The organism is Microbacterium sp. MMO-113, from assembly GCF_037148555.1.
Classification (GTDB): Bacteria; Actinomycetota; Actinomycetes; order Actinomycetales; family Microbacteriaceae; genus Microbacterium.
Genome location: NZ_JBBCTD010000003.1, coordinates 137,558 through 158,372 on the forward strand (window position 1 = coordinate 137,558; position 20,815 = coordinate 158,372).

A 20,815-nucleotide genomic window follows, 5' to 3' on the forward strand; every position below is an offset into this window, starting at 1 on the left:
CCGGGCCGGTCAGTCGAACTCTTCGATCCCCTGCAGACGCACCTGCTCCAGGTCGAGACGGGCGGAGATCCGGCGGACCACCATGTCGTCCACGGTGCCGGCGCCGCGGAGCCCGAGCAGCACCTCGCGCTTGCGGTCGAGCAGCGCGAGCTTGAGCCGGGTGTGCTCCTCGTGCCGCACGAGCGGTGAGCGCTGGGCGAGGTCGACGTCGGCGGAGGTCGCGATCATCTGCAGCGTCGTGCCGTCCGTCGTCTCGGGGTCGGGGGCGGTCCCTGCCGACACCGCGACGTCCCCCGCGTCTGCGTCCTCGTCCTCGCGACGGGGCGCCTCTCCCCCGGTGCCGTAGGGATCGGGCTCGCCGAGCATCTCGTCCAGCGCGTCGGCCTCGGCGTCGATGAGCGCCTGCTCCCGCGCGAGCGTCCGGGCGTTCGCGAACTCCAGCGCCTGGTACCCCTCGGCGCGCACCCGGTCGCGCACCTCCTGGCCGATGCCGTGCTCCGCGGCGAGGTCGTCGAGCGCGGCCAGGGCCGCACCCGAGATCGCCCGCTCCGCGAGCTCGTACTCCTCGTCCTCGGCATGGTCGACCGGGAATCGCGCCCACCGCACGAGCGCGGGGAGGAGAGGCGCCTGCACGAGGAGGCTGAGCAGGATCACCCCGGCGGTCACGAAGACGATCTCGTCGCGCCCGCCCACCGTGCTCCCTGCGGACACACCGGTCGGCACCGACAGCGCGATCGCCAGCGACACGGCGCCGCGCATGCCGGCGACCGTGGACACGAGTCGGGCACGGGAGCGGGTGCCGCGCGGCGGGCGTTCGGCCGGACGGCGCTGGAACAGCACGTTGAGGAGCTGGAACACGTACCGCACGGCGAAGAGCGTCGCCCACACGGCGAGCGTCACGAGCACCAGGCGGCCGATGGCGGCGGCGGAGATCTCGTGCGCGACGAACTGCACCTCGAGGCCGATGAGCACGAACAGCGCCCCGTTCAGCAGGAAGACGCCGAACGGCCAGGCCGCGTCGGCCTGCCGGCGCGAGGCCGCCGTCGTCACGCGCGGCGACACCCAGGCGACGATGAGTCCGGCCACGACCACGGCGAGCACGCCGGACGCGTGGACGAGCTCGGCGAGCAGGAACGCGGAGAACGGCACGAGCAGCAGGGTGACGTTGATGACGATGGTGGAGGAGATGCGGCGCAGCAGCAGCGTGGCCAGGGCCGCGACCACGATCCCCGCGGCGATCCCGCCCACGTACGACACCAGCACGTCCCAGGTGACCGAGAGCGGCGTGACCTGGCCGCCCAGCGCGAGGGACACCGCGATGGCGTAGAGCACGAGCGCGGTGCCGTCGTTGGTCAGGCTCTCGGCCTTGAGCTTCATGAACATCCGACGAGGCAGCAGTCGGCCGAGGGCGGCGACGGCCGTGGCGTCGGGCGGCGCGACCGCGGCCCCCAGGATGAGGGCGATCTCCCAGGGCATGCCGAAGAGCACGCCGATGCCGGCCACCGCGAACGCGGAGGCGACGACGAGGAGCGTGCTCATCGGCACGATGTAGCGGAAGTCGCGGCGGATCGACCGCAGCGATGTCGTCAGGCTCTCCCATAACAGCATCACCGGAAGGAACAGCAGCAGCACGGTCTCCGGCGGCAGCTGGACCTCGCGCAGCGGCGGGATGAAGCCCAGCAGCAGTCCGAGGATGACGAGGACGAGGGGCAGCGCGAGACGCACGCGCGGCGCGATCAGGGTTCCGACGAGGATCGTGAGTCCGAGCAGGACGGTTACTTCGAGGCCTTCCATCGCTACTCCCAACAGTCGTGGGAGAAGGATATTCCTCCGTCAGCCGATCTGCTCCGTGAGTTCGAACCAGCGCAGCTCCAGCTCCTCGATCTCGGCCTCCTGCGCGGTGATCGCCTTCATGCGCTCGCCGAGGCCCGCATAGTCGGACTGGTCGTGGTCGGCGAGGGCGTGCTTGGCCGCGTCGACCTGCTGCGTGAGCTTCTGGATGCGACGCTCGAGCGCGGCGGCTTCCTTCTGCGCCGCCCGGAGAGCCGCGCCGTCGAGACCGCTCGCTACGGGGGCCGACGCCGCCGTCGAGGTCGCCGGGGCACTCTCGACGCGCTGCCGCAGCCGAAGGTACTCGTCGACGCCGCCCGGGAGATGCCGCAGGCGCCCCGCGCCGTCGGGACCGGGAAGGATCGCGTACTGCTGATCCGTCACCCGCTCCAGGAAGTACCGGTCGTGGCTCACGACGAGGAGGGTGCCCGACCAGGAGTCGAGGAGGTCCTCGATCGCGGCGAGCATGTCGGTGTCCATGTCGTTCGTGGGCTCGTCGAGGATGAGCACGTTCGGCTGGTCGAGCAGCACGAGCAGCAGCTGCAACCGGCGCTGCTGACCGCCGGAGAGATCCTTCACCGGAGTGGAGAGCTGGGCGGACGAGAACCCGAGCCGCTCCAGGAGCTGTCCTGGTGTGAGGTCCTGCGCCTTCGACCCGGCACCGAGCGTGTAGGACGTGCGCAGACCGGAGATCACCACGCGCACGGGGTCGTTCCAATGCGGCAGGAGTTCGTCGAGGCGCTGCGTGAGCGTACGGACCTGCACGGTCTTCCCGCGCTTGATCCGCCCCTCCGTGGGCTCGACCGTGCCGGAGATGAGCCCCAGGAGCGTGGACTTCCCGGCACCGTTCACGCCGAGGATCCCCGTGCGCTCGCCCGGGGCGATCCGCCACTCCACGTCCTTGAGCACGGTCTTCCCGCCGGCTCCTGATCCCGTCGAAGTCTGGGTCCCTGAGCTTGCCGAAGGGTACGTCACCCCCACATCGAGCAGGTCGACGACGTCCTTGCCCAGCCGCGAGACGGCGAGCGACTGCAGCGAGACCTTGTCGCGGATCTCGGGCACGTCGGCGATGAGCTCGTTGGCCGCATCGATGCGGAACTTGGGTTTGCTGGTGCGGGCCGGGGCACCGCGGCGCAGCCAGGCGAGCTCCTTGCGGGCGAGGTTCTGCCGCTTCGCCTCGGTCGCCGCCGCCATGCGGTCGCGCTCGACCCGCTGCAGGATGTACGCCGCATAGCCGCCTTCGAAGGGCTCCACGATGCGGTCGTGCACCTCCCACGTCTCGGTGCAGATCTCGTCGAGGAACCACCGGTCGTGGGTCACGACGAGGAGGGCTCCGGCGTTCGCGGGCCAGCGCTTCTTGAGGTGTCCGGCGAGCCAGGTGATCGCCTCGACGTCGAGGTGGTTCGTCGGCTCGTCGAGAGCGATGACGTCCCAGTCACCGGTGAGCAGCTTCGCGAGGGACACGCGGCGGCGCTGTCCGCCGGAGAGGGAGCCGATCTGCGCGTCCCAGGGAAGATCGGTCAGCAGCCCCTCGATCACGTCGCGGACGCGGGCATCCCCGGCCCATTCGTGCTCGGCCATGTCTCCGACCACGGCGGCGCCGATCGTGATGTCGTCGGGGAGGGTGTCGGCCTGGTCCAGCACGCCGATGCGGGTGCCGCCGCGGACGGTGACCCGGCCGGAGTCCGGCTCCTTCGTGCCGGCGAGCATGCCGAGAAGGCTCGACTTGCCGTCGCCGTTCCGGCCGACGATGCCGATGCGGTCACCCTCCTCGATGCCGAGGGTCACGGCGTCGAAGACGACGCGGGTCGGGTATTCGAGGTGCAGGGCTTCGGCCCCGAGAAGATGTGCCATGTCCTCTCCAGGGTAGTCGCGCCGCGTCGGACGGTCTCCCGGTCAGACCAGCGACGGGGCGAAGAGCTCCGGCAGCGCGGCGGTGAAGACCTCGAAGTGGCTGTACCAGACGGTGTGGGCGGCTCCGGGGATGCTCCGCACCGTCACCCCGCCGTGCTCGAACCGCCGCGCGTCCTCGTCGGTGACCCAGGCGCTGGGTTCCGCGCGGACGACGATGGAGCCGGGGGCGGCGGTCCAATGACCATCTTCCCCGCAGGAGACGGAGGCCGCGGTCGGCGGATCGAAGCGCTCGGCCGCCCGCGCCTCGACCGTGGCGTCGTCGACGGAGTAGAACGGCCGGAGCTTGCGGAGTTCGGCGGGCGACATGCGCGCGCGGCGGTCGTGCTCGTACTGCGAGATGAGGGAGGCGCGGTTCTGGCCGCCCTGGAGGGCGAGCGGCGCGTCCACGTAGACGGCGAGGCCTGGGTCGAGGCGGGGCGCGGCGGCGGCGAGCACGGTGGCACCGAAGGAGTGCCCGACGGCGACGGCGAGCGGGGAGGCGGCCCCGTGCCCCGCTGCGGAACGTGCCCCCGGAAGGAGCGCCGTCTGCGCGAGCGTGGCGACGACGGCGTCGGCCGCCGTCTCGATCGTGAGCTCCGGATCACGCGGCGAGAGGCCGTGGCCGGGCAGATCGAGCGCGAGCACGCGGAAACCCCGTTCCACGAGCAGCGGGACCACGCGGTGCCAGCTCTCGGCGGACCCCATCATGCCGTGCAGCAGCACGGCGATGCGGTCGCCCTCCCCGGCTTCGATGACGTTCAGGAGCACGGAGCCAGTCAACCACGGTCGTTATCCTTTCGTGATACGACTTTCGGCCAGATTCCTTCGAATCTTCGTTCGAATGTCAGTGGTCGGTGATGGACTGACGTCATGCCCGCACTGCTCGACGCGACCGACTCCCAGATGGCGATTCTCGCCGATCTGGTGGAGGGGCTGGAGGCGGCGGAGAAGACGCTGAGCAGCATGCAGGCGGCCCGCGACGGACTGCTCGCGATGGCGGGGCGACTTGCGGTCGACATCGCTCGGCAGGCGCGTCATCCCGACGGCGGCGACATGGCGATCCGCACGGTCGCCGCGGAGATCGGGGCCGCACAGCGCGTCAGCGACCGCACCATCGAGCGGCGGATGTCCGATGCGTCCTGGCTGGTCGAACGGTTCCCCGCCGTCTGGGAGGCCCAGGGCGCCGGGCGCATCAGCGCCGCGCATGCGCGCGTGATCGTGGAGGCGGGGGCCCACCTCGACGACGCCGATGATCGTGCCCGGTTCGCCGAGGAGGCTGTCGAGGTCGCAGCGGTGGAGTCGCCCAACAGGGTGCGTCGCCAGGTGCGCCGACTGGCCGACCGGTTCCAGGAGCGGACGCTCGTCGAGCGACACCGTGACGCCAGGGAGCTGCGGCGGGTGTGGGTGACCGACCTCGATGACGGCATGGCCGAACTCGGCGCCCGCGGCCCGGCGGCGCTCGTGCACGGGATGTACGACCGGCTCTCCCAGATGGCGCAGGCCGTGCGGGAGGAGAACGCGCGGGCACGGCGCCCGGAGGCGGAGGAGAGCGTCCGCGACGACAGGACGGTGGATCAGCTGCGCACGGATCTGCTCACCGATCTCGTCCTGACCGGCGCTCCGGCGGGGCATGACTCGGAGGAAGGCCTGCTCTCCGAGCTTCGGGCGCGCGTCGAGGTCACCGTGCCGGTGCTGACGCTGATGCACGGCGAGCTGATGCACGGCGAGCAGGACGGGACGATGGACGGCGCTCCGATCCTCGCCGCCGAGCTCGACGGGATGATCCCGATCGATCCGGCCACGGCCCGGCGCCTCGCCGGCGCGGCGAGCGGCTGGGACCGGGTGCTCACCGACCCGATCAGCGGGGCACTGCTGGCCGTCGACCGGTATCGCCCGAGCGAAGACCTCCGCCGACACCTGCGGGCCCGCGATCAACGCTGCCGCTTCCCCGGCTGCGGCCTCGCGCCGCGGAAGTGCGACCTCGATCACAATCACGATGCGGCGCTCGGCGGCGAGACCGTGCACGACAACCTCGCGACCTTCTGCCGACGGCATCACATGCTCAAACACCACTCCCCATGGCACGTCGAGCAGGGGCCGGGCGGCGTTCTGGAGTGGACGAGCCCTACCGGCCGGACCTACATCGACCGACCGCCGCCTCCGCACACCGTGACCTTCGCCGAGGAACCTCCGTGGTCTTCGCCCGACGCCAGGACCACCACCGGCTGAACACGCGAGCGCACCGATCACGCCTGCACACCGATCACGCCTGCACACCGATCACGCAGGCACACCGGTCACGCAGGCACACCGGTCAGCCGTAGGGTGGAGGGCATGTCGAGTCCCGAATCAGACAGGTCGGGGGCTGCCGGTCACACCGTCAGCCCCGTGAACCGCTGATCCCTTCGTCCGTCCTGTCGGCGGGCGCGCGCCGGTGACCCGGGCGCTGACCGTGGTGACGAGAAGCACTCCTCTTCCCTCTCACTTCGGAGCACTCGATGCCTCTCCCCCTCTATGCCCTTGCCCTGGCGGTCTTCGTCATGGGCACCTCCGAGTTCATGCTCGCGGGACTCCTCCCCGCGATCGCGGACGACCTCGACGTCGCGGTCGGCACGGCCGGGCTTCTCACCTCGGGCTTCGCCGTCGGCATGGTCGTGGGCGCCCCCGCCCTGGCCGCCTTCGCGCGCGGCTGGCCGCCACGTCGCACGCTCATCGCCTGCCTCGTGCTCTTCGCCGGATGCCACGTCGTCGGCGCGGCCACCTCCGCATTCGAGCTCCTGCTCGTCACGCGCGTGCTCAGCGCCCTCGCGAACGCCGGCTTCCTCGCCGTCGCACTCCGCACGGTCGCTCTCCTCGTCCCCGGCGAACGCACCGGCCGCGGTCTCGCGGTGCTGCTCTCCGGCACGACGATCGCCACCGTGGTCGGCGTCCCGGCCGGGGCGGTGCTCGGCGCCGCGCTCAGCTGGCGCGCCACCTTCGCCGCCGTCGCACTCCTCTGTCTCCCCGCACTGCTCGGAATCCTCCGAGGCGTGCCGACGACGATCCGGGGCGCGGCGCACGTCCGACCCCGGTCGGTGCCAGGGTCGGCACCAGGCACGGCGCCGGCTCCGACACCGCTCCCCGGGCCCGCGCCGTCTCTGCGTGCGGAGCTCGCGCTCCTGAGGACACCGCGTCTCGCCGTCGCGATGAGCCTGGCGGCCCTGGTGAACGCGGGGACCTTCGCGGTCTTCACGTTCCTCGCGCCGGTCATCACCGAAGTCGCGGGCCTCCCCGACGCTGCGGTCCCCCTCGCGCTGGTCCTGTTCGGCTGCGGGTCGTTCCTCGGCGTGACCATCGCGGGTCGGTTCGCCGACCACCACGCCGGGATGCTGCTCGCGGTCGCCGGGCCACTTCTCCTGGGCGGCTGGATCCTGTGGGCGGCGGTCTTGCCCCGTCCCGTCGCCCTTCTCGCCCTTGTCTTCGTGCAGGGCGTGCTGTCCTTCGCGGTCGGCAGCACACTGATCGCCCGCGTGCTGAACGCCGCGTCCGGCGCCCCGACCATGGGAGGGTCCTACGCGACCGCGGCCCTGAACATCGGCGCCGTGATCGGGCCGGCGGCGGGAGCGTGGATCCTCGCGAGCGGGGCGGGCCCGCTCTCCCCCGTCGCCCTCGCGGCCACGCTGACGGCGGCGGCGCTCCTCCTCGCCCTGGCGATGCGGCGATGGCGGCCCGTCGGCTGACGGCAAGACGGGGACGCGCGGCAACGGCGACGAGCCGCCCGGACCCGAAGGTCCGGACGGCTCGTCGTGTCGTTGTCCGTCGTTCGCGGGGAACGGGGACGGTCTCGCTCGTCCTTACTCGTAGGACTTCACGATCTCGAGGAGGCTCGGGACGTTGGCGTAGGCCTCGGCCGCGTTCTCCTTGGTCACGATGACCGGCGGGAGCAGGTAGGCCGGGACGACCTTCTTGCCGTTGTCGTACTGGTCGGTGTCGTTGACGTCGACCTCGTCGCCCTTCTGAAGCTGACCGACCATCTTGATGGCCTGCTCCACGAGCAGCGTGGTGTCCTTGTTGATCGTGGAGTACTGCACGCCCTCCATGATCGACTTCACCGACTCGACCTCGGAGTCCTGACCGGTGACCACCGGGACGGGCTTGCCGGCCTGCTGCGCCGAAGTGATGATGGCGCGGGCGAGAGTGTCGTTCGGGGACAGGACGCCGTCGAGGGTCTCCGAGCCGTAGCTCGACGTGAGGATCGAATCCATGCGGCGCTGGGCGTTCTCCGGCTTCCAGCCCTCGGTCGCCGTCTGGGAGATCTCGGTCTGCCCGGAGACGACGTTCAGCGTGCCGTCGTCGATCTTCGGCTGCAGCACCTCCATCGCCCCGTTGAAGAACACCGCCGAGTTGGCGTCGTCCGGCGATCCCGAGAACAGCTCGATGTTGTAAGGCGCCTCGTGACCCGCGCGCTCCGCGAGGCCGTCGAGCAGCGCCTGGCCCTGGAGCTTGCCGACCTCGAAGTTGTCGAAGGCGACGTAGTAGTCCACGGCGTCGGTGTTCTCGATGAGACGGTCGTAGGCGATGACCGCGACACCGGCGTCGCGCGCGGCCTCCACCTGCGTGGTGAGCTGCTTGCCGTCCTTGGCGCCGATGATGATGACCTTGGCGCCGCCGGTGACCATCGCCTGGATCTGGTTCTGCTGCTCGGCGACCGTGTTGCTGGCGGGCGCGTACTGCACGTCCGCCTTGAAGCCGGCCTTCTCGAGGCCGTCGGTGAACAGCTGACCGGCCAGGACCCAGTTCTCCGAGGTCTTGTCCGGCAGAGCGACACCGATCGTGGAGCCGGCGTCGAAGCCCGAGGCGGTCTCCTCGCCCGACCCCGAACCCGAGTCACCGCCGCGCTCCGAGGAGCAGCCGGTGAGGGCGAATGCGCCCGCGACGACAAGCGCTGTCGCCGACAGAAGGATCTTCTTCATGTGATCTCTTTCTCTGGTGTGTGCAGGTCCCGTCGCGCCTGCGTTGCGCGACGCGGCCCTTACTTTCCGCGCGTCTCCTCGACGGCGGGGGCTTCGTACTTCTGACTGGTGGGGTAGTTCGTCTTCGTGGGATCGAACGTGTCGGTGGCCGGATCCTGCGTGCGGCCGAGACGGCGCGTGAGGAAGCCGATGATCGACGGACGACCCTGCTGCTTGTTCCACACGTCGACGCCGACGGCGAAGAGGAGCACGAGGCCCTTGATCATCGAGACGACGTCGGCACCGGCGCCGAGCAGCGCGAGTCCGTTGTTCAGGAACGCCATCACGAGACCACCGATGATCGACCCGATCACGGTGCCGATGCCGCCGGAGACGGCCGCGCCGCCGATGAAGACGGAGGCGATCGCGTCGAGCTCCCACCCGTTGCCGTCCTGCGGACCCGAGGCGGTCGCCCTGGCGACGTAGATCATGCCGGCGAGCGAGGCCAGGACCGACATGTTCATCATCACGAAGAAGTCGACCCAGCGGTCCTTCACGCCCGAGAGGCGCGCGGCCTGGCGGTTGCCGCCGACCGCGTAGATGTGACGGCCGAAGACGGTGTTGTTCGTGATGAACGAGTAGAGGATGACGAGAGCGAGGAGGATGACGCCCGAGATCGGGAAGCTCGTGCCCTCGCGCCCCGTGGCGAACAGCCAGCCGGCGACGAGGATGACGGCCGAGATGAGGACCACCTTCGTCACGCTCACCCACAGCGGCGCCATGTCGGAGCCCATCTTGCGCTGGATGCGCCGGGTGCGGATCTCCCAGAACACGATCCACGCGACGCCGGCGAGCGCCAGCAGCATGGTCGGGATGTTGAACGGAAGCGGCAGGGCGATCTCCGGCAGGTAGCCGGCGCCGATGATCTTGAAGCCCTCCGGCACGGGCACCGACTGCGAGTCGCCCACCGCCTGGTTCGCACCGCGGAAGAACAGCATGCCGGCCAACGTCACGATGAACGCCGGCACCCCGACGTAGGCGACCCAGAAGCCCTGCCAGGCGCCGACGAGCACGCCGACACCGAGACCGAGGAGGATGCCCAGCGGCCAGGGGAGGTTCCAGTCCTGCATGGCCTTCGCCACGACGATGCCCGTGAACGCGGCGACGGATCCGACCGAGAGGTCGATGTGCCCCATGATGATGACCATCACCATGCCGATGGCCAGGATCAGGATGTACGAGTACTGGTTGACGACGTTGATCAGGTTGCCGGAGGACAGCGTGAGACCGGTGCCCTTGAAGATCCACGTCAGCACCTGGAAGACGACGAGGATGACGACGAGGCTGCCGAGGATGCCGAACTGACGGAGGGTCGACTGCCCTCCCCCGAACATCTTCGTGATGTCCTTGAAGTGGAAGCCGCGCTTCGCGGTGGTCGAGTCGGTGGTCATGCGGATGCTTTCTGGGTCGCGGAGGTCATGCTGCGCATGAGGTCTTCGGGGGTCGCCTGGTCGGCCGGGATGCAGTCGGTGACCCGGCCTTCGAACACGGTGTAGATGCGGTCGGAGATGCCGAGCAGCTCAGGCAGCTCGCTGGAGATCACGATCACGCCCTTGCCCTGGGCGGCGAGCTCGTTGATGATCGCGTAGATCTCGTACTTGGCGCCGACGTCGATACCGCGCGTGGGCTCGTCAAGGATCAGCAGGTCGGGGTCCGTGAACATCCACTTCGCCAGCACGACCTTCTGCTGATTGCCGCCGGAGAGCTTGCCCACGCCCTCCTCGACCGATGGAGTCTTGATGCGCAGCGCCTTGCGATAGCGCTCCGCCACCGAGAACTCCTCGCGGGCGTCGACGACGCCGTTGTGCGCGATCTTGGAGAGCTTCGCCGCGACGATGGACCGCTTGATGGTGTCGAGCAGGTTGAGCCCGAGCACCTTGCGGTCCTCGCTCACGTAGGCGAGGCCGTGCTTGATCGCGGCGGCGACGTCGGGGAGCTCGATCTCCTGGCCGTCCTTCACGAGCGTGCCGGAGAGGAACGTGCCGTAGGAGCGGCCGAAGATGCTCATCGCGAGCTCAGTGCGGCCGGCCCCCATGAGCCCGGCGATACCCACCACCTCGCCGCGGCGGACGTTGATGCTCGACCCCTTCACGACCATGCGCTCCGGCACGGTCGGGTGCTGCACCCACCAGTCCTTGACCTCGAAGAACACCTCGCCGATCTCCGGCGTGCGGTCCGGGTAGCGGCTCTCCAGCGACCGGCCGACCATGCCGCGGATGATGCGGTCCTCGTTGATCTCGCCGCGGGAGATGTCCAGCGTCTCCACCGTGCGGCCGTCGCGGATGATCGTGATCTCGTCGGCGATCTGCTCGATCTCGTTGAGCTTGTGGCTGATCATGATCGACGCGATCCCCTTGGCCTTGAGCCCGAGGATGAGGTCGAGGAGGTGCTGCGAGTCGTTCTCGTTGAGCGCGGCGGTGGGCTCGTCGAGGATGAGCAGCTTGACGTCCTTGTTCAACGCCTTGGCGATCTCGATGAGCTGCTGCTTGCCGACGCCGAGGGTCTTGATCGGCACGTCCGGGTCCTCGTCCAGGCCGACGCGGGCGAGGAGCTCGATCGTGCGCTCCTTCTGCGCCTGCCAGTCGATGCGTCCGAAGCGACGGATCTCGTTGCCGAGGAAGATGTTCTCGGTGACGGACAGCTCCGGGATGAGCGCGAGCTCCTGGTGGATGATGACGATGCCCGCCTGCTCGCTGGCCGCGATGTCCTTGAAGCGCTGCTCCTGGCCGTACAGGAGGATCTCGCCGTCGTACGTGCCGTACGGGTACACCCCCGAGAGGACCTTCATCAGCGTCGACTTCCCGGCGCCGTTCTCGCCGCAGATCGCGTGGATCTCGCCGGCGCGGACGGTGATCGAGACGTCGGCGAGCGCCTTGACTCCCGGGAACTCCTTGGTGATGCGGCGCATCTCCAGGATCGGGCCTGACACGGTCGGCAACGTTGCTGTGATGCTCACGGATCTTCCTCGCGACGTGCGGTCACCTTCGATGTGACCGTTCACATCGGTATATCGTCGTCTTCCACGGGAGCGGTGTCAAGTCCGCGGCGTGTTTTCGTGTCGCTACCGTGATGCAGCGGATTCGCGCGCCCGAAGGAGGGTCTGCAGCGGGCCGAATGCGGGGGTCTCCTCGCCGCGGATCTCGGCGAGGAGGATGCGCACGGCGCGTCGTCCGAGCTCGGGGAAGTCCTGGTGCACCGTGCTCAGCGTCGGCGCCACGTGCGCCGCGACCGGGATGTCGTCGAACCCGATCACGCTCACGTCGTGCGGCACGCGCACTCCGGCATCGCGGAAGCCGTGCAGCAGCCCGATCGCCATGAGATCGTTCGCCGCGAACACCGCCGTGAAGTCGCGCCGCAGCGAGAGCTCCTTGCCGGCGAAGTAGCCGAAGTCGGCCGTCCAGTCCCCGCGGATCGGCGGGAACGTCGGCAGGTCGGCGTCGCGGAGCGCATCCAGATACCCGCGCATCCGGGACTCCGCCTCGATCCAGTCCTGCGGCCCGGCGAGGTGGAGGATGTCGCTGTGGCCCAGCGCGATCAGGTGCTCGGTCGCCGCCTTCGCCCCTGCCACCTGGTCGGCGGAGAGGCTGACGCCGTCTGAGCCGGAGGCGGTCTGCAGGGTCACGAAGGGCATCGTGACGTTCATGCCGCGCAGGACATGGAAGACCCGCACCTGCGGGGCGAGCACGACGATGCCGTCCACCTGCTCGCGCTCAAGCTGGCGCACGGCGTTGCCGATCGCCTCCGGAGTGGTCGCGGGGAGGTTGAGCGTGGAGACGGAGTACCCCTCCTCGCGCGCCGCGTCCTCGATGCCGGCGATGGACGACGTCGGCCCGAACTCGCCGATCGTCGCCGAGAGGATGCCGAGCACGTTCGACTTGCTCGTCACGAGCGCACGCGCCGCCAGATTGGGGCGGTAGTCGAGCACGGCGATCGCGTCGAGCACCTTCGCCTTGGTCTCCGGGCGGATGCTGGGATGGTCGTTGAGCACCCGGGAGACGGTCTGATGCGAGACGCCGGCGAGGCGGGCGACGTCGCGGATGCTCGGCATGCGGGCACGCTCGGAGGAGGTGGACATCCAGCCTCCTCGCGTGTGCACGGTCACATGACTACTTCATTATGTCTGCGATGACCCGCTGGATGCACCTCGACCGCGCGCACGCTCCTCGCCGCTCGGATGCGAGGGGAGCGGGCAGGTTCAGCCGATGATGCGGGCTCCGGGGACGGCGCCGTGCACGTGCAGCGGATCGAGGCCACCCTCGCGGAGGGCCATCTGCACCGCCTGCGCGGACTCGGGATCCGCGCAGAGGAGGGCCACGGTCGGCCCGGAACCGGACACGAGGCCGTGCAGCGCACCGGCCGCGATCCCGCGTTCGATGGTCTGCGCGAGATCCGGTCGCAGGTCGAGCGCGGCCGCCTGAAGGTCGTTGTGGAGTGCGTCGGCGAGCTGCCAGGCGTCTCCGGTGCGCAGCGCCTGCAGCACCGGGATCGGCACGTCCAGCGAGAGCGGCGGATCGTCGGCGAGCGCCCCCTCCTCCTCGCGCAGCTCGTCGAGCCGGGTATACACAGCGGGCGTGGACAGCCCCTCATCGCTGGTCACCAGCAGCCAGTCGAAGCGGCCGCGGGCGAGAGCCGGGTTCAGCTGATCGCCACGGCCGGTGCCGACGGCAGTGCCGCCATGCAGCGCGAAGGGGACATCGGCACCGAGCCGAGCGGCGAGATCGTGCAAGCGCGCCGCGGAGAGTCCCGTGCCCCAGAGGGCGTCGCAGGCGACCAGGGCGGCCGCGGCATCCGCGGAACCGCCGCCCATCCCACCGGCGACGGGAACGCTCTTGCGGATCTGCAGCGCCACCCCGCCGGGGTGATCCGTCGCCGTCGCCAGCAGCTTGGCGGCCCGCATCGCGAGATTCCGGTCGTCGAGCGGCACCGAGCCGTCGTCCTCCACCCCGGTCACCGCGATCGAGAAGTCGTCGGCGTCCCTGGCGATGACGTCCTCGTACAGCGACACCGCCTGGAAGACCGTCGCGAGGGCGTGGTAGCCGTCGTCATGGCGCCCGCCGACACCGAGGTAGACGTTGATCTTCCCCGGCGCGCGCACGTGCACGGACCCGGAGGACGCGGCGAGGCTCATGAGCGGATCACAGGTCCGACGAGGTCGCCCACAGGTTGACGTCGATGGCGCCCGCGAGCTCGTCGATGCGGCGGAGCTCCTCGTCGGTGAACGCGGGACCGTCGAGCGCGGCGAGGTTCTCGTCGAGCTGCTCCGTACGCGACGCGCCGATGAGCGCCGAGGCGACGACCGGGGTGCGCAGCGTCCACTGCAGCGCGAGCTGCGCGAGCGACTGCCCGCGACCCTGCGCGACCTCGTTCAGCGCACGGAGCGTCTCGACGGCCTCGTCGGTCAGCTTGCCCTTCGGCAGCGAACCCCGCTGCTGCGCGCGCTCGGCCGTGCCGTCGCCGAGGTACTTGTCGGTGAGGAGGCCCTGGGCGAGCGGGGTGAAGGCGATGGCGCCGAGGCCCGACTCCTCCAGGGTCTGCGTGAGGCCGTCCTCGATCCAGCGGTTCAGGATCGAGTAGGCCGGCTGGTGGATGACGAGCGGCGTCCCCAGCTCCTTCGCCACGGCCACGGCCTCGGCCGTGCGCTCCGCGCTGTAGGAGGAGATGCCGACGTACAGCGCCTTGCCCTGGCGGACCAGGGTGTCCAGCGCCCCGACGGTCTCGGCGATCGGGGTGACCGGGTCGACGCGGTGCGAGTAGAAGATGTCGACGTAGTCCAGCCCCATGCGGGTGAGCGACTGCTCGGCGCTCGCGAGGATGTACTTCCGGCTCGCGTAGTCGCCGTACGGTCCGGGCCACATGTCCCAGCCGGCCTTCGACGAGATGATCAGCTCGTCGCGGTAGGGACGCAGGTCCTCGGCGAAGATGCGGCCGAAGTTCTTCTCGGCCGAGCCGTACGGCGGGCCGTAGTTGTTCGCCAGGTCGAAGTGCGTGATCCCGTTGTCGAACGCGTGACGCAGGAGCGCCCGCTGGTTGTCGAGCGGGATGTTGTCGCCGAAGTTCCACCAGAGCCCGAGCGAGATCGGGGGCAGGTACAGGCCGGAGGCGCCGACCTGACGGTAGGCGAACCGTCCGTAGCGGCCCTCGTCGGCAGCGTACGGGCGGTGCAGTTCGGGGACGTCGGGGCGGAAGCGGGGGGAGTCGGTCACCGTGCCAGATTAGCCGCTGACGCCCGAACCCTCGATCGCCGTTGCGTGCTGGGCGATCCGCTGGTAGTCGTCGACCGTGAGGTCCTCCCCGCGGGCGGTCGGAGCGACGCCGGCGGCGGTCAGCACCTCGGTCGCCGCGGCGGAGCTGCCGAAGAGGCCGGAGAGGGCCTGTCGCAGCATCTTGCGTCGCTGGTTGAAGGCCGCGTCGACGATGGCGAATGTGCGCCGGCGCTCCTCGATCGGGCCGCGCTCGCCCTCGGAGCGGTCGAAGCCGACGAGGAGGCTGTCCACGTTCGGCACCGGCCAGAAGACCTGGCGGGAGACGTTGCCGGTGAGCTTCCAGTCGCCGTACCAGGCGGCCTTGACGCTGGGCGAGCCGTAGATCTTCGAGCCCGGCTTCGCGGCGAGGCGCTCGGCCACCTCCGCCTGCACCATCACGACGCCCCGCTGCAGGTAGGGGAAGGTCTCCAGGAAGTGCAGCAGGACGGGCACGGACACGTTGTACGGCAGGTTCGCGACGAGGACGGTCGGCTCCCCCGGCAGCTCCGTGACGCGGAGCGCATCGGCGTCGACCACCGTCAGCATCCCCTCCGGCACGCCGTGCTCGGCCGCGGTCTGCGGCAGGCGGGCGGCCAGGCGGTGGTCGATCTCCACGGCGGTGACCGCGGCTCCCGCCTCGAGGATCGCGAGGGTCAGCGACCCGAGTCCCGGTCCGACCTCGACCACCCGCTCCCCCGCCTGCACGCGGGCGGCCTGGACGATCTTGCGGACGGTGTTCGCGTCGACGACGAAGTTCTGTCCGAGCTTCTTGGTGGGGGTGACATCGAGCTCGGCGGCCAGACGGCGGATCTCGGTGGCCCCGAGCAAGGTGACGGTCATGCACCCATTCTCCCGTATCCTTCGGGGGTGCCCTCCCTCGGTGAACTGATCGCTCCGCGGCGCCTGGGCAGGGATTTCCGCTGGCTGCTCGCGTCGTCGTGGACGAGCAACATCGGAGACGGTGTGGCGCTGGCCGCCGCTCCCCTGCTCATCGCGTCGATGACGTCGTCGCCGATCCTCGTGGCCTCCGGCGCCATCCTGCAGTTCCTGCCATGGCTGCTCTTCGGCCTGCACGCGGGGGCCATCGCCGACCGCTTCGATCGACGCCGCCTAGTGATGACCGCCAACGCCGTGCGCGCCGTCGTGCTCGCCGCGCTCTGCGTGTTCCTCGTGACGGGAACCGCGAACATCGGGATCGTCCTCGCCGTCGCGTTCCTCTACGGCACCGCCGAGGTCTTCGTCGACACCGCGGGGAGCACATTGCTGCCGATGCTCGTGAAGCCGGCCGACCTCGGCATCGGGAACGCGCGCCTGCAGGCCGGCTACCTCGTCGCCAACCAGTTCGCCGGGCCGCCGCTGGGCGCGTTCCTCTTCGCGGCCGGGAGCGCATGGCCGTTCCTCGTCGAGGTGCTGTGCGTGACGCTCGCGATCGTCCTCATCTCCCGCATGGCCCGCACGCCCGTCCCGCCGCGGGAGACCGAGACCCACCCGCCGGTGCACACCGACATCGCGGAGGGTCTGCGCTGGCTGTGGCGCAATCCGCCGGTGCGCATGCTCGTGCTCATCATCCTCGTCTTCAACGTGACCTGGGCCGCGCCGTGGGGCGTGCTCGTGCTCTACGCCACCGAGCACCTGCAGATGGGGCCCGTGGGCTACGGCGCGCTCACCACGGCGTCCGCGGCGGGCGGCATCCTCGCGACGCTGAGCTTCGGCTGGCTGGAACGGCACGTGTCGTTCGCGACCCTGATGCGTGTCGTCCTCTCCCTCGAGGTGCTCATGCACCTCGCGTTCGCGCTGACCACCACGGGCACGGTGGCCCTCGTCATCATGTTCTTCTTCGGGGCGTACGCCTTCGTGTGGGGCACGATCTCCACGACCGTCCGGCAGCGGCTCGTCCCCGCTTCCCTGCAGGGGCGCGTCGCCTCGGTCAACATGGTCGGCGTCTTCGGCGGCATGATCGTCGGCCAGGCCCTCGGCGGCGTCATCGCGCAGACCTGGGGCCTGACCGCGCCCTGGTGGTTCGCGTTCGGCGGGGCGGCGATCACCCTCGTGCTGGTGTGGAAGCCCATCTCGCACATCGTCAGTGCCAAGCCGGTCGCCGAGACGGGACCGGGGGACGTCGACCCGGAGGGTTAGTCGGCGAACGAGCCGTAGACCCGGACGGTGTTCTCGGCGAGCTGCGCGGCGAGCTCGTCCACGTCCAGGTCGAGCTCGGCGGCCAGGAAGCGCACCGTGAGCGGCACGAGGTACGGCGCGTTCGGGCGGCCCCGCAGCGGGACCGGCGTGAGGAACGGCGCGTCCGTCTCGACGAGGAGGCGGTCCAGCGGGGTGACCTTCAGCGCGTCGCGCAGGTTCTGCGCGTTCTTGAACGTCACGTTCCCGGCGAACGACAGGTAGTACCCGGCGTCGGCGCACACCCGGGCCATCGCCTCGTCGCCGGAGAAGCAGTGGAACACGGTGCGCTCGGGGGCCCCGACCCGCGTCAGCGTCTCCAGCACGGCCTCGTGCGCATCCCGGTCGTGGATCTGCATCGCGATGCCGTGCTTCTTGGCGAGCGCGATGTGCGCCTCGAACGAGGCGAACTGCGGCGCACGGCGCTCCGGTCCGGTGCGGAAGAAGTCGAGCCCGGTCTCGCCGATCGCGCGCGTGCGCGGATGCGCGGCGAGCTCGTCGATCACGGCGAGCGCCTCGTCGAGGCGCCCCTCCTCGGCGTACGTCGGGGCGTCGTTCGGGTGGATGGCGACCGCGGCGAGGACCCGGGGGTCGGACGCGGCGGCCTCGACCGCCCAGCGGGACGACTCGATGTCTCCGGACGCCTGGACGACGCCGATGACGCCGACGGCCTCCGCCCGGTCGAGCTGGGTCTTGAGCGTCAAGGGCTGGTCACCATCGGCGATCTCGAGGTGCGCGTGGTTGTCGTAGACGGGCACCGCGAGGGGTTCCGGGGCCGCCGGATAGGTCCGGTCCTTGCGCCCGTCGCCCGAGCGCTCGCGCACGTAGGTCTCCGCCATGGTGTCCTGCCCGGATGTCAGGCCGTGGACTCCACGCGCGGGAACAGCGGCGCGAGGCCGTTGACGCTCGTGCCCGGCTTCAGCACACCCCAGGCACCCGCCTCGCGGATCGGCTGGTCCTGCAGCCGCCCCAGGGTCTCCGCGGCACCGAGCGCGATCCACAGCTTCTCGGTCGACTGCGGCATCACCGGCGACAGCAGCACGGCGAGCGCGCGCAGCCCCTCGGCGCACGTGTAGAGCACGGTACCCAGACGCTCGCGCTGGTCCTCGTCGCGGGCGAGCGCCCACGGCTCGTTCTCGGTGATGTACCCGTTGAGCGCGTCGACGATGGTCCAGATCGCGGAGATCGCCTCGTCGATGCGGAACTGGCCGATCGCCGCGTCCGCCTTCGTCGCGGCGTCCGAGACGATCCGCTGGATCGCGAGGTCGGCCTCGGTGTACTCGGCCGCCGGCGGCACGATGCCCTCGAAGTACTTCTCGATCATGGCGGTCGTGCGCGAGGCGAGGTTGCCGAAGCCGTTCGCGAGCTCGGCCTGGTACCGCGCGGAGAGGTCCTCCCAGGAGAACGAGCCGTCCTGACCGAACGCGATCGCGGACAGGAAGTAGAAGCGGTAGGCGTCGGAGCCGAAGACGTCGGTGATCTCGGTCGGCGCGATGCCGGTGAGCTTCGACTTCGACATCTTCTCGCCGCCCACGAGCAGCCAGCCGTGCGCGAAGACGCCCTTCGGGACGTCGAGCCCCGCCGCCATCAGCAGCGCCGGCCAGATCACGGCGTGGAAGCGCAGGATGTCCTTGCCGACGACGTGGTACGCGGGCCAGCGGCGCGCGAAGGTCTCCTCGTCGGAGCCGTAGCCGACGGCCGTGGCGTAGTTGAGCAGCGCGTCGACCCACACGTAGATGACGTGCGACTCGTCCCACGGCAGCGGGATGCCCCAGTCGAAGGTCGAGCGGGAGATCGAGAGGTCCTTGAGGCCCTGGCTCACGAACGAGACGACCTCGTTGCGCGCCGAGTCGGGCCGCACGAAGTCGGGCTCGGTCTTGTAGAGCTCGAGCAGGCGGTCCTGGAACTCGCTGAGCTTGAAGAAGTAGTTCTTCTCCTGCAGCAGCTCCAGCGGCTTGGAGTGGATGGCGCAGACCTTCAGCCCCTCAAAGGGACCCGTGCCGTCGACGATCTCGGACTCCGGCTTGAACTCCTCGCAGCCCACACAGTAGAGCGCCTCGTACTCGCCCGCGTAGATGTAGCCGCGGTCGTAGAGCCGCTGGAAGAACGTCTGCACGTTGGTCTCGTGCCGCTCCTGCGTGGTGCGGATGAAGTCGTCGTTCGCGACGTCGAGGGTCTTCAGCAGCGGGAACCAGCTCTCGCTGACGAGCTTGTCGACCCACTCCTGCGGGGTGACGCCGTTGGCGGCCGCGGCCCGCAGCATCTTCTGACCGTGCTCGTCGGTGCCCGTCAGCATCCAGGTGTCGTCGCCCGCCTGGCGGTGCCACCGTGCGAGCGTGTCGACGGCCACCGTCGTGTACCCGTGACCGATGTGCGGCACATCGGAGGGGTAGTAGATGGGCGTGGTGATGTAGAAGGAGTCGCCAGCGGGCATGGGGACAATTCTAGGTGCCCCCATGCCCGTGGTTACGCCGTGCGGCTCGTCAGAGCCCATTGCGGCGGGCGACCTCGCCGAGCCAGGCCAGCGAGGGCTTCGGGAACCGCTCGAAGGTCTCGTGGTCGAAGCCGATGAGACCGAACGTCGGCCGGAATCCACTCGCCCATTCGTAGTTGTCCAGCGCACTCCAGTGCTGGTAGGCGCGGACCTCGATGCCGTCGCTGATGGCGCGGTGCAGCCCCTCCAGTGCGCCCTGCGTGTAGGCGATGCGGCGGGTGTCGTCGGCCGTGGCGATGCCGTTCTCCGTGACGAGCACGGGGACGCCGCCGCTGCGCTCCCACGCGCTGCGCACGCCCAGCTCGAGTGCCTCGGGGAAGAACTCCCAGCCCGTGAGCGTCGTCTCCACGTCCGGCGACACCGGCAGTGGCCCCTCCGGACCGATGAACGTGCGGGTGTAGGCCTGCACGCCCACGAAGTCATCTCCGGCGGACTGCTCCAGGTACCAGTGGTCGCGCGGGTCGCCGTACGTCGCGAGCATCTCGTCGGCGCCGGGCTCGCCGGTGGAGTGGAAGGCCTGGGTGGCGATCGTCCAGCCCGCCTGCACTCCGGGCACCGTGTGCAGGATCTCGGACGCCCGCCGGTGGGCCGTCAGCAGGGTGTCCGCGACACCGAGGTCCGGATTCGGCAGGCCGTAGGCGACGAGGTTCGCCGCGTCCTCTCCCCCGGCGAGCATCGCCGCGATGTTCGGCTCGTTGATCGTGCACACGTAGCGCACGCCGTCGAGGATCGGCAGCACGGTCTCCACGTAGCGGGAGAACAGGTCCACCGCGTCGTCGGCACGCCAGAAGCCGTCCTTCTGGAACCACTGCGGCACCGTGAAGTGCATGAGGGTGACCGTCGGGTCCAGCCCGTTCTCCCTGGCGGTGTCGATCATCCGGCGGTAGTGGTCGAGCATCGCCCGCGATACGAACCCGCGCTCCGGCTCGATCCGCGCCCACTCGACCGAGAACCGGTAGGAGTTCAGCCCGGCCTCGGCGAGCAGCCGCATGTCCTCCGGGTAGCGGTGGAAATGGTCGGCGGCGTCACCGGAGGGCTCGACCATGGGCGAGTCGGGGGCGTGTTCCATCGCCCACCAGTTGCTCGTGGTGTTGTTGCCCTCCACCTGATGGGCGGCGGTCGCGGCGCCCCAGAGGAAGCCGTCGGGGAATGCGAGCACGGATGCGCTCCTCTCTCTTTCTTGCAGTCGTTCG

The 20,815-nt window shown here is 70.0% G+C and carries 16 protein-coding genes; 3 read left to right on the forward strand and 13 right to left on the reverse strand.

Annotated features, from left to right (window positions below):
• Positions 1 to 9: 9 nt before the first annotated feature.
• The 3 genes from WFJ36_RS11230 to WFJ36_RS11240 are packed head-to-tail and all read right to left on the reverse strand — an operon-like array spanning position 10 to position 4,491.
• Complete coding sequence (locus tag WFJ36_RS11230; protein WP_336643307.1) at positions 10 to 1,794, reverse strand: Na+/H+ antiporter; 1,785 nt, start codon at positions 1,792 to 1,794, stop codon at positions 10 to 12.
• 39 nt (positions 1,795 to 1,833) lie between these two features.
• Complete coding sequence (locus WFJ36_RS11235; RefSeq protein ID WP_336643308.1) at positions 1,834 to 3,684, reverse strand: ABC-F family ATP-binding cassette domain-containing protein; 1,851 nt, start codon at positions 3,682 to 3,684, stop codon at positions 1,834 to 1,836.
• Between the two features lie 42 nt (positions 3,685 to 3,726).
• A complete protein-coding gene (locus tag WFJ36_RS11240) occupies positions 3,727 to 4,491 on the reverse strand; it encodes an alpha/beta fold hydrolase (protein WP_336643309.1) in 765 nt (254 codons plus the stop codon).
• 102 nt (positions 4,492 to 4,593) lie between these two features.
• On the opposite strand from WFJ36_RS11240, the gene WFJ36_RS11245 reads away from it, so the two are divergent.
• Both WFJ36_RS11245 and WFJ36_RS11250 read left to right on the forward strand, forming a co-directional pair.
• Positions 4,594 to 5,952 (forward strand): HNH endonuclease signature motif containing protein, encoded by a 1,359-nt coding sequence (locus tag WFJ36_RS11245; protein ID WP_336643310.1) that lies wholly within the window; start codon positions 4,594 to 4,596, stop codon positions 5,950 to 5,952.
• A gap of 269 nt (positions 5,953 to 6,221) precedes the next feature.
• Positions 6,222 to 7,442, forward strand: coding sequence for a Cmx/CmrA family chloramphenicol efflux MFS transporter (locus WFJ36_RS11250; protein WP_336643311.1), 1,221 nt, complete (start codon positions 6,222 to 6,224; stop codon positions 7,440 to 7,442).
• Between the two features lie 114 nt (positions 7,443 to 7,556).
• Here the strand turns inward: WFJ36_RS11250 and WFJ36_RS11255 are convergent, their stop codons facing one another.
• From WFJ36_RS11255 to rsmA, 7 genes are all read right to left on the reverse strand, one after another.
• Positions 7,557 to 8,675: a substrate-binding domain-containing protein gene (locus WFJ36_RS11255; protein ID WP_292790046.1), complete on the reverse strand. Its 1,119-nt coding sequence runs from the start codon at positions 8,673 to 8,675 to the stop codon at positions 7,557 to 7,559.
• Between the two features lie 59 nt (positions 8,676 to 8,734).
• Positions 8,735 to 10,105 (reverse strand): multiple monosaccharide ABC transporter permease, encoded by a 1,371-nt coding sequence (gene mmsB, locus WFJ36_RS11260; protein WP_071329629.1) that lies wholly within the window; start codon positions 10,103 to 10,105, stop codon positions 8,735 to 8,737.
• On the reverse strand, positions 10,102 to 11,715 hold the full coding sequence (gene mmsA, locus WFJ36_RS11265; RefSeq protein WP_442927854.1) for a multiple monosaccharide ABC transporter ATP-binding protein: 1,614 nt from the start codon (positions 11,713 to 11,715) through the stop codon (positions 10,102 to 10,104). Before mmsA ends, mmsB begins: the two co-directional genes overlap by 4 nt.
• A 60-nt stretch (positions 11,716 to 11,775) precedes the next feature.
• Positions 11,776 to 12,789, reverse strand: a complete 1,014-nt coding sequence (locus tag WFJ36_RS11270) for a LacI family DNA-binding transcriptional regulator (protein WP_083391805.1) — start codon at positions 12,787 to 12,789, stop codon at positions 11,776 to 11,778.
• 120 nt (positions 12,790 to 12,909) lie between these two features.
• Positions 12,910 to 13,842: a 4-(cytidine 5'-diphospho)-2-C-methyl-D-erythritol kinase gene (locus tag WFJ36_RS11275; protein WP_336643312.1), complete on the reverse strand. Its 933-nt coding sequence runs from the start codon at positions 13,840 to 13,842 to the stop codon at positions 12,910 to 12,912.
• Positions 13,843 to 13,849: 7 nt separating this feature from the next.
• Positions 13,850 to 14,917 carry an L-glyceraldehyde 3-phosphate reductase gene (gene mgrA, locus WFJ36_RS11280; protein ID WP_060922917.1) on the reverse strand — a complete coding sequence of 356 codons (1,068 nt, stop codon included), beginning with the start codon at positions 14,915 to 14,917 and terminating at the stop codon, positions 13,850 to 13,852.
• A gap of 9 nt (positions 14,918 to 14,926) precedes the next feature.
• Positions 14,927 to 15,796, reverse strand: a complete 870-nt coding sequence (gene rsmA / locus WFJ36_RS11285; protein WP_071329626.1) for a 16S rRNA (adenine(1518)-N(6)/adenine(1519)-N(6))-dimethyltransferase RsmA — start codon at positions 15,794 to 15,796, stop codon at positions 14,927 to 14,929.
• Between the two features lie 27 nt (positions 15,797 to 15,823).
• On the opposite strand from rsmA, the gene WFJ36_RS11290 reads away from it, so the two are divergent.
• Positions 15,824 to 17,092 (forward strand): MFS transporter, encoded by a 1,269-nt coding sequence (locus tag WFJ36_RS11290; protein ID WP_292790054.1) that lies wholly within the window; start codon positions 15,824 to 15,826, stop codon positions 17,090 to 17,092.
• Here the strand turns inward: WFJ36_RS11290 and WFJ36_RS11295 are convergent.
• The 3 genes from WFJ36_RS11295 to WFJ36_RS11305 are packed head-to-tail and all read right to left on the reverse strand — an operon-like array spanning position 17,089 to position 20,781.
• On the reverse strand, positions 17,089 to 17,967 hold the full coding sequence (locus WFJ36_RS11295) for a TatD family hydrolase (protein WP_071329624.1): 879 nt from the start codon (positions 17,965 to 17,967) through the stop codon (positions 17,089 to 17,091). The two genes, WFJ36_RS11290 and WFJ36_RS11295, sit on opposite strands and share 4 nt — an antisense overlap.
• Positions 17,968 to 17,984: 17 nt before the next feature.
• Positions 17,985 to 19,562: a methionine--tRNA ligase gene (gene metG / locus WFJ36_RS11300; RefSeq protein ID WP_292790056.1), complete on the reverse strand. Its 1,578-nt coding sequence runs from the start codon at positions 19,560 to 19,562 to the stop codon at positions 17,985 to 17,987.
• Positions 19,563 to 19,611: 49 nt separating this feature from the next.
• Entirely contained in the window at positions 19,612 to 20,781 is a 1,170-nt protein-coding gene (locus tag WFJ36_RS11305) for a glycoside hydrolase family 1 protein (protein ID WP_102209046.1), read from the reverse strand.
• Between the last annotated feature and the right edge of the window lie 34 nt (positions 20,782 to 20,815).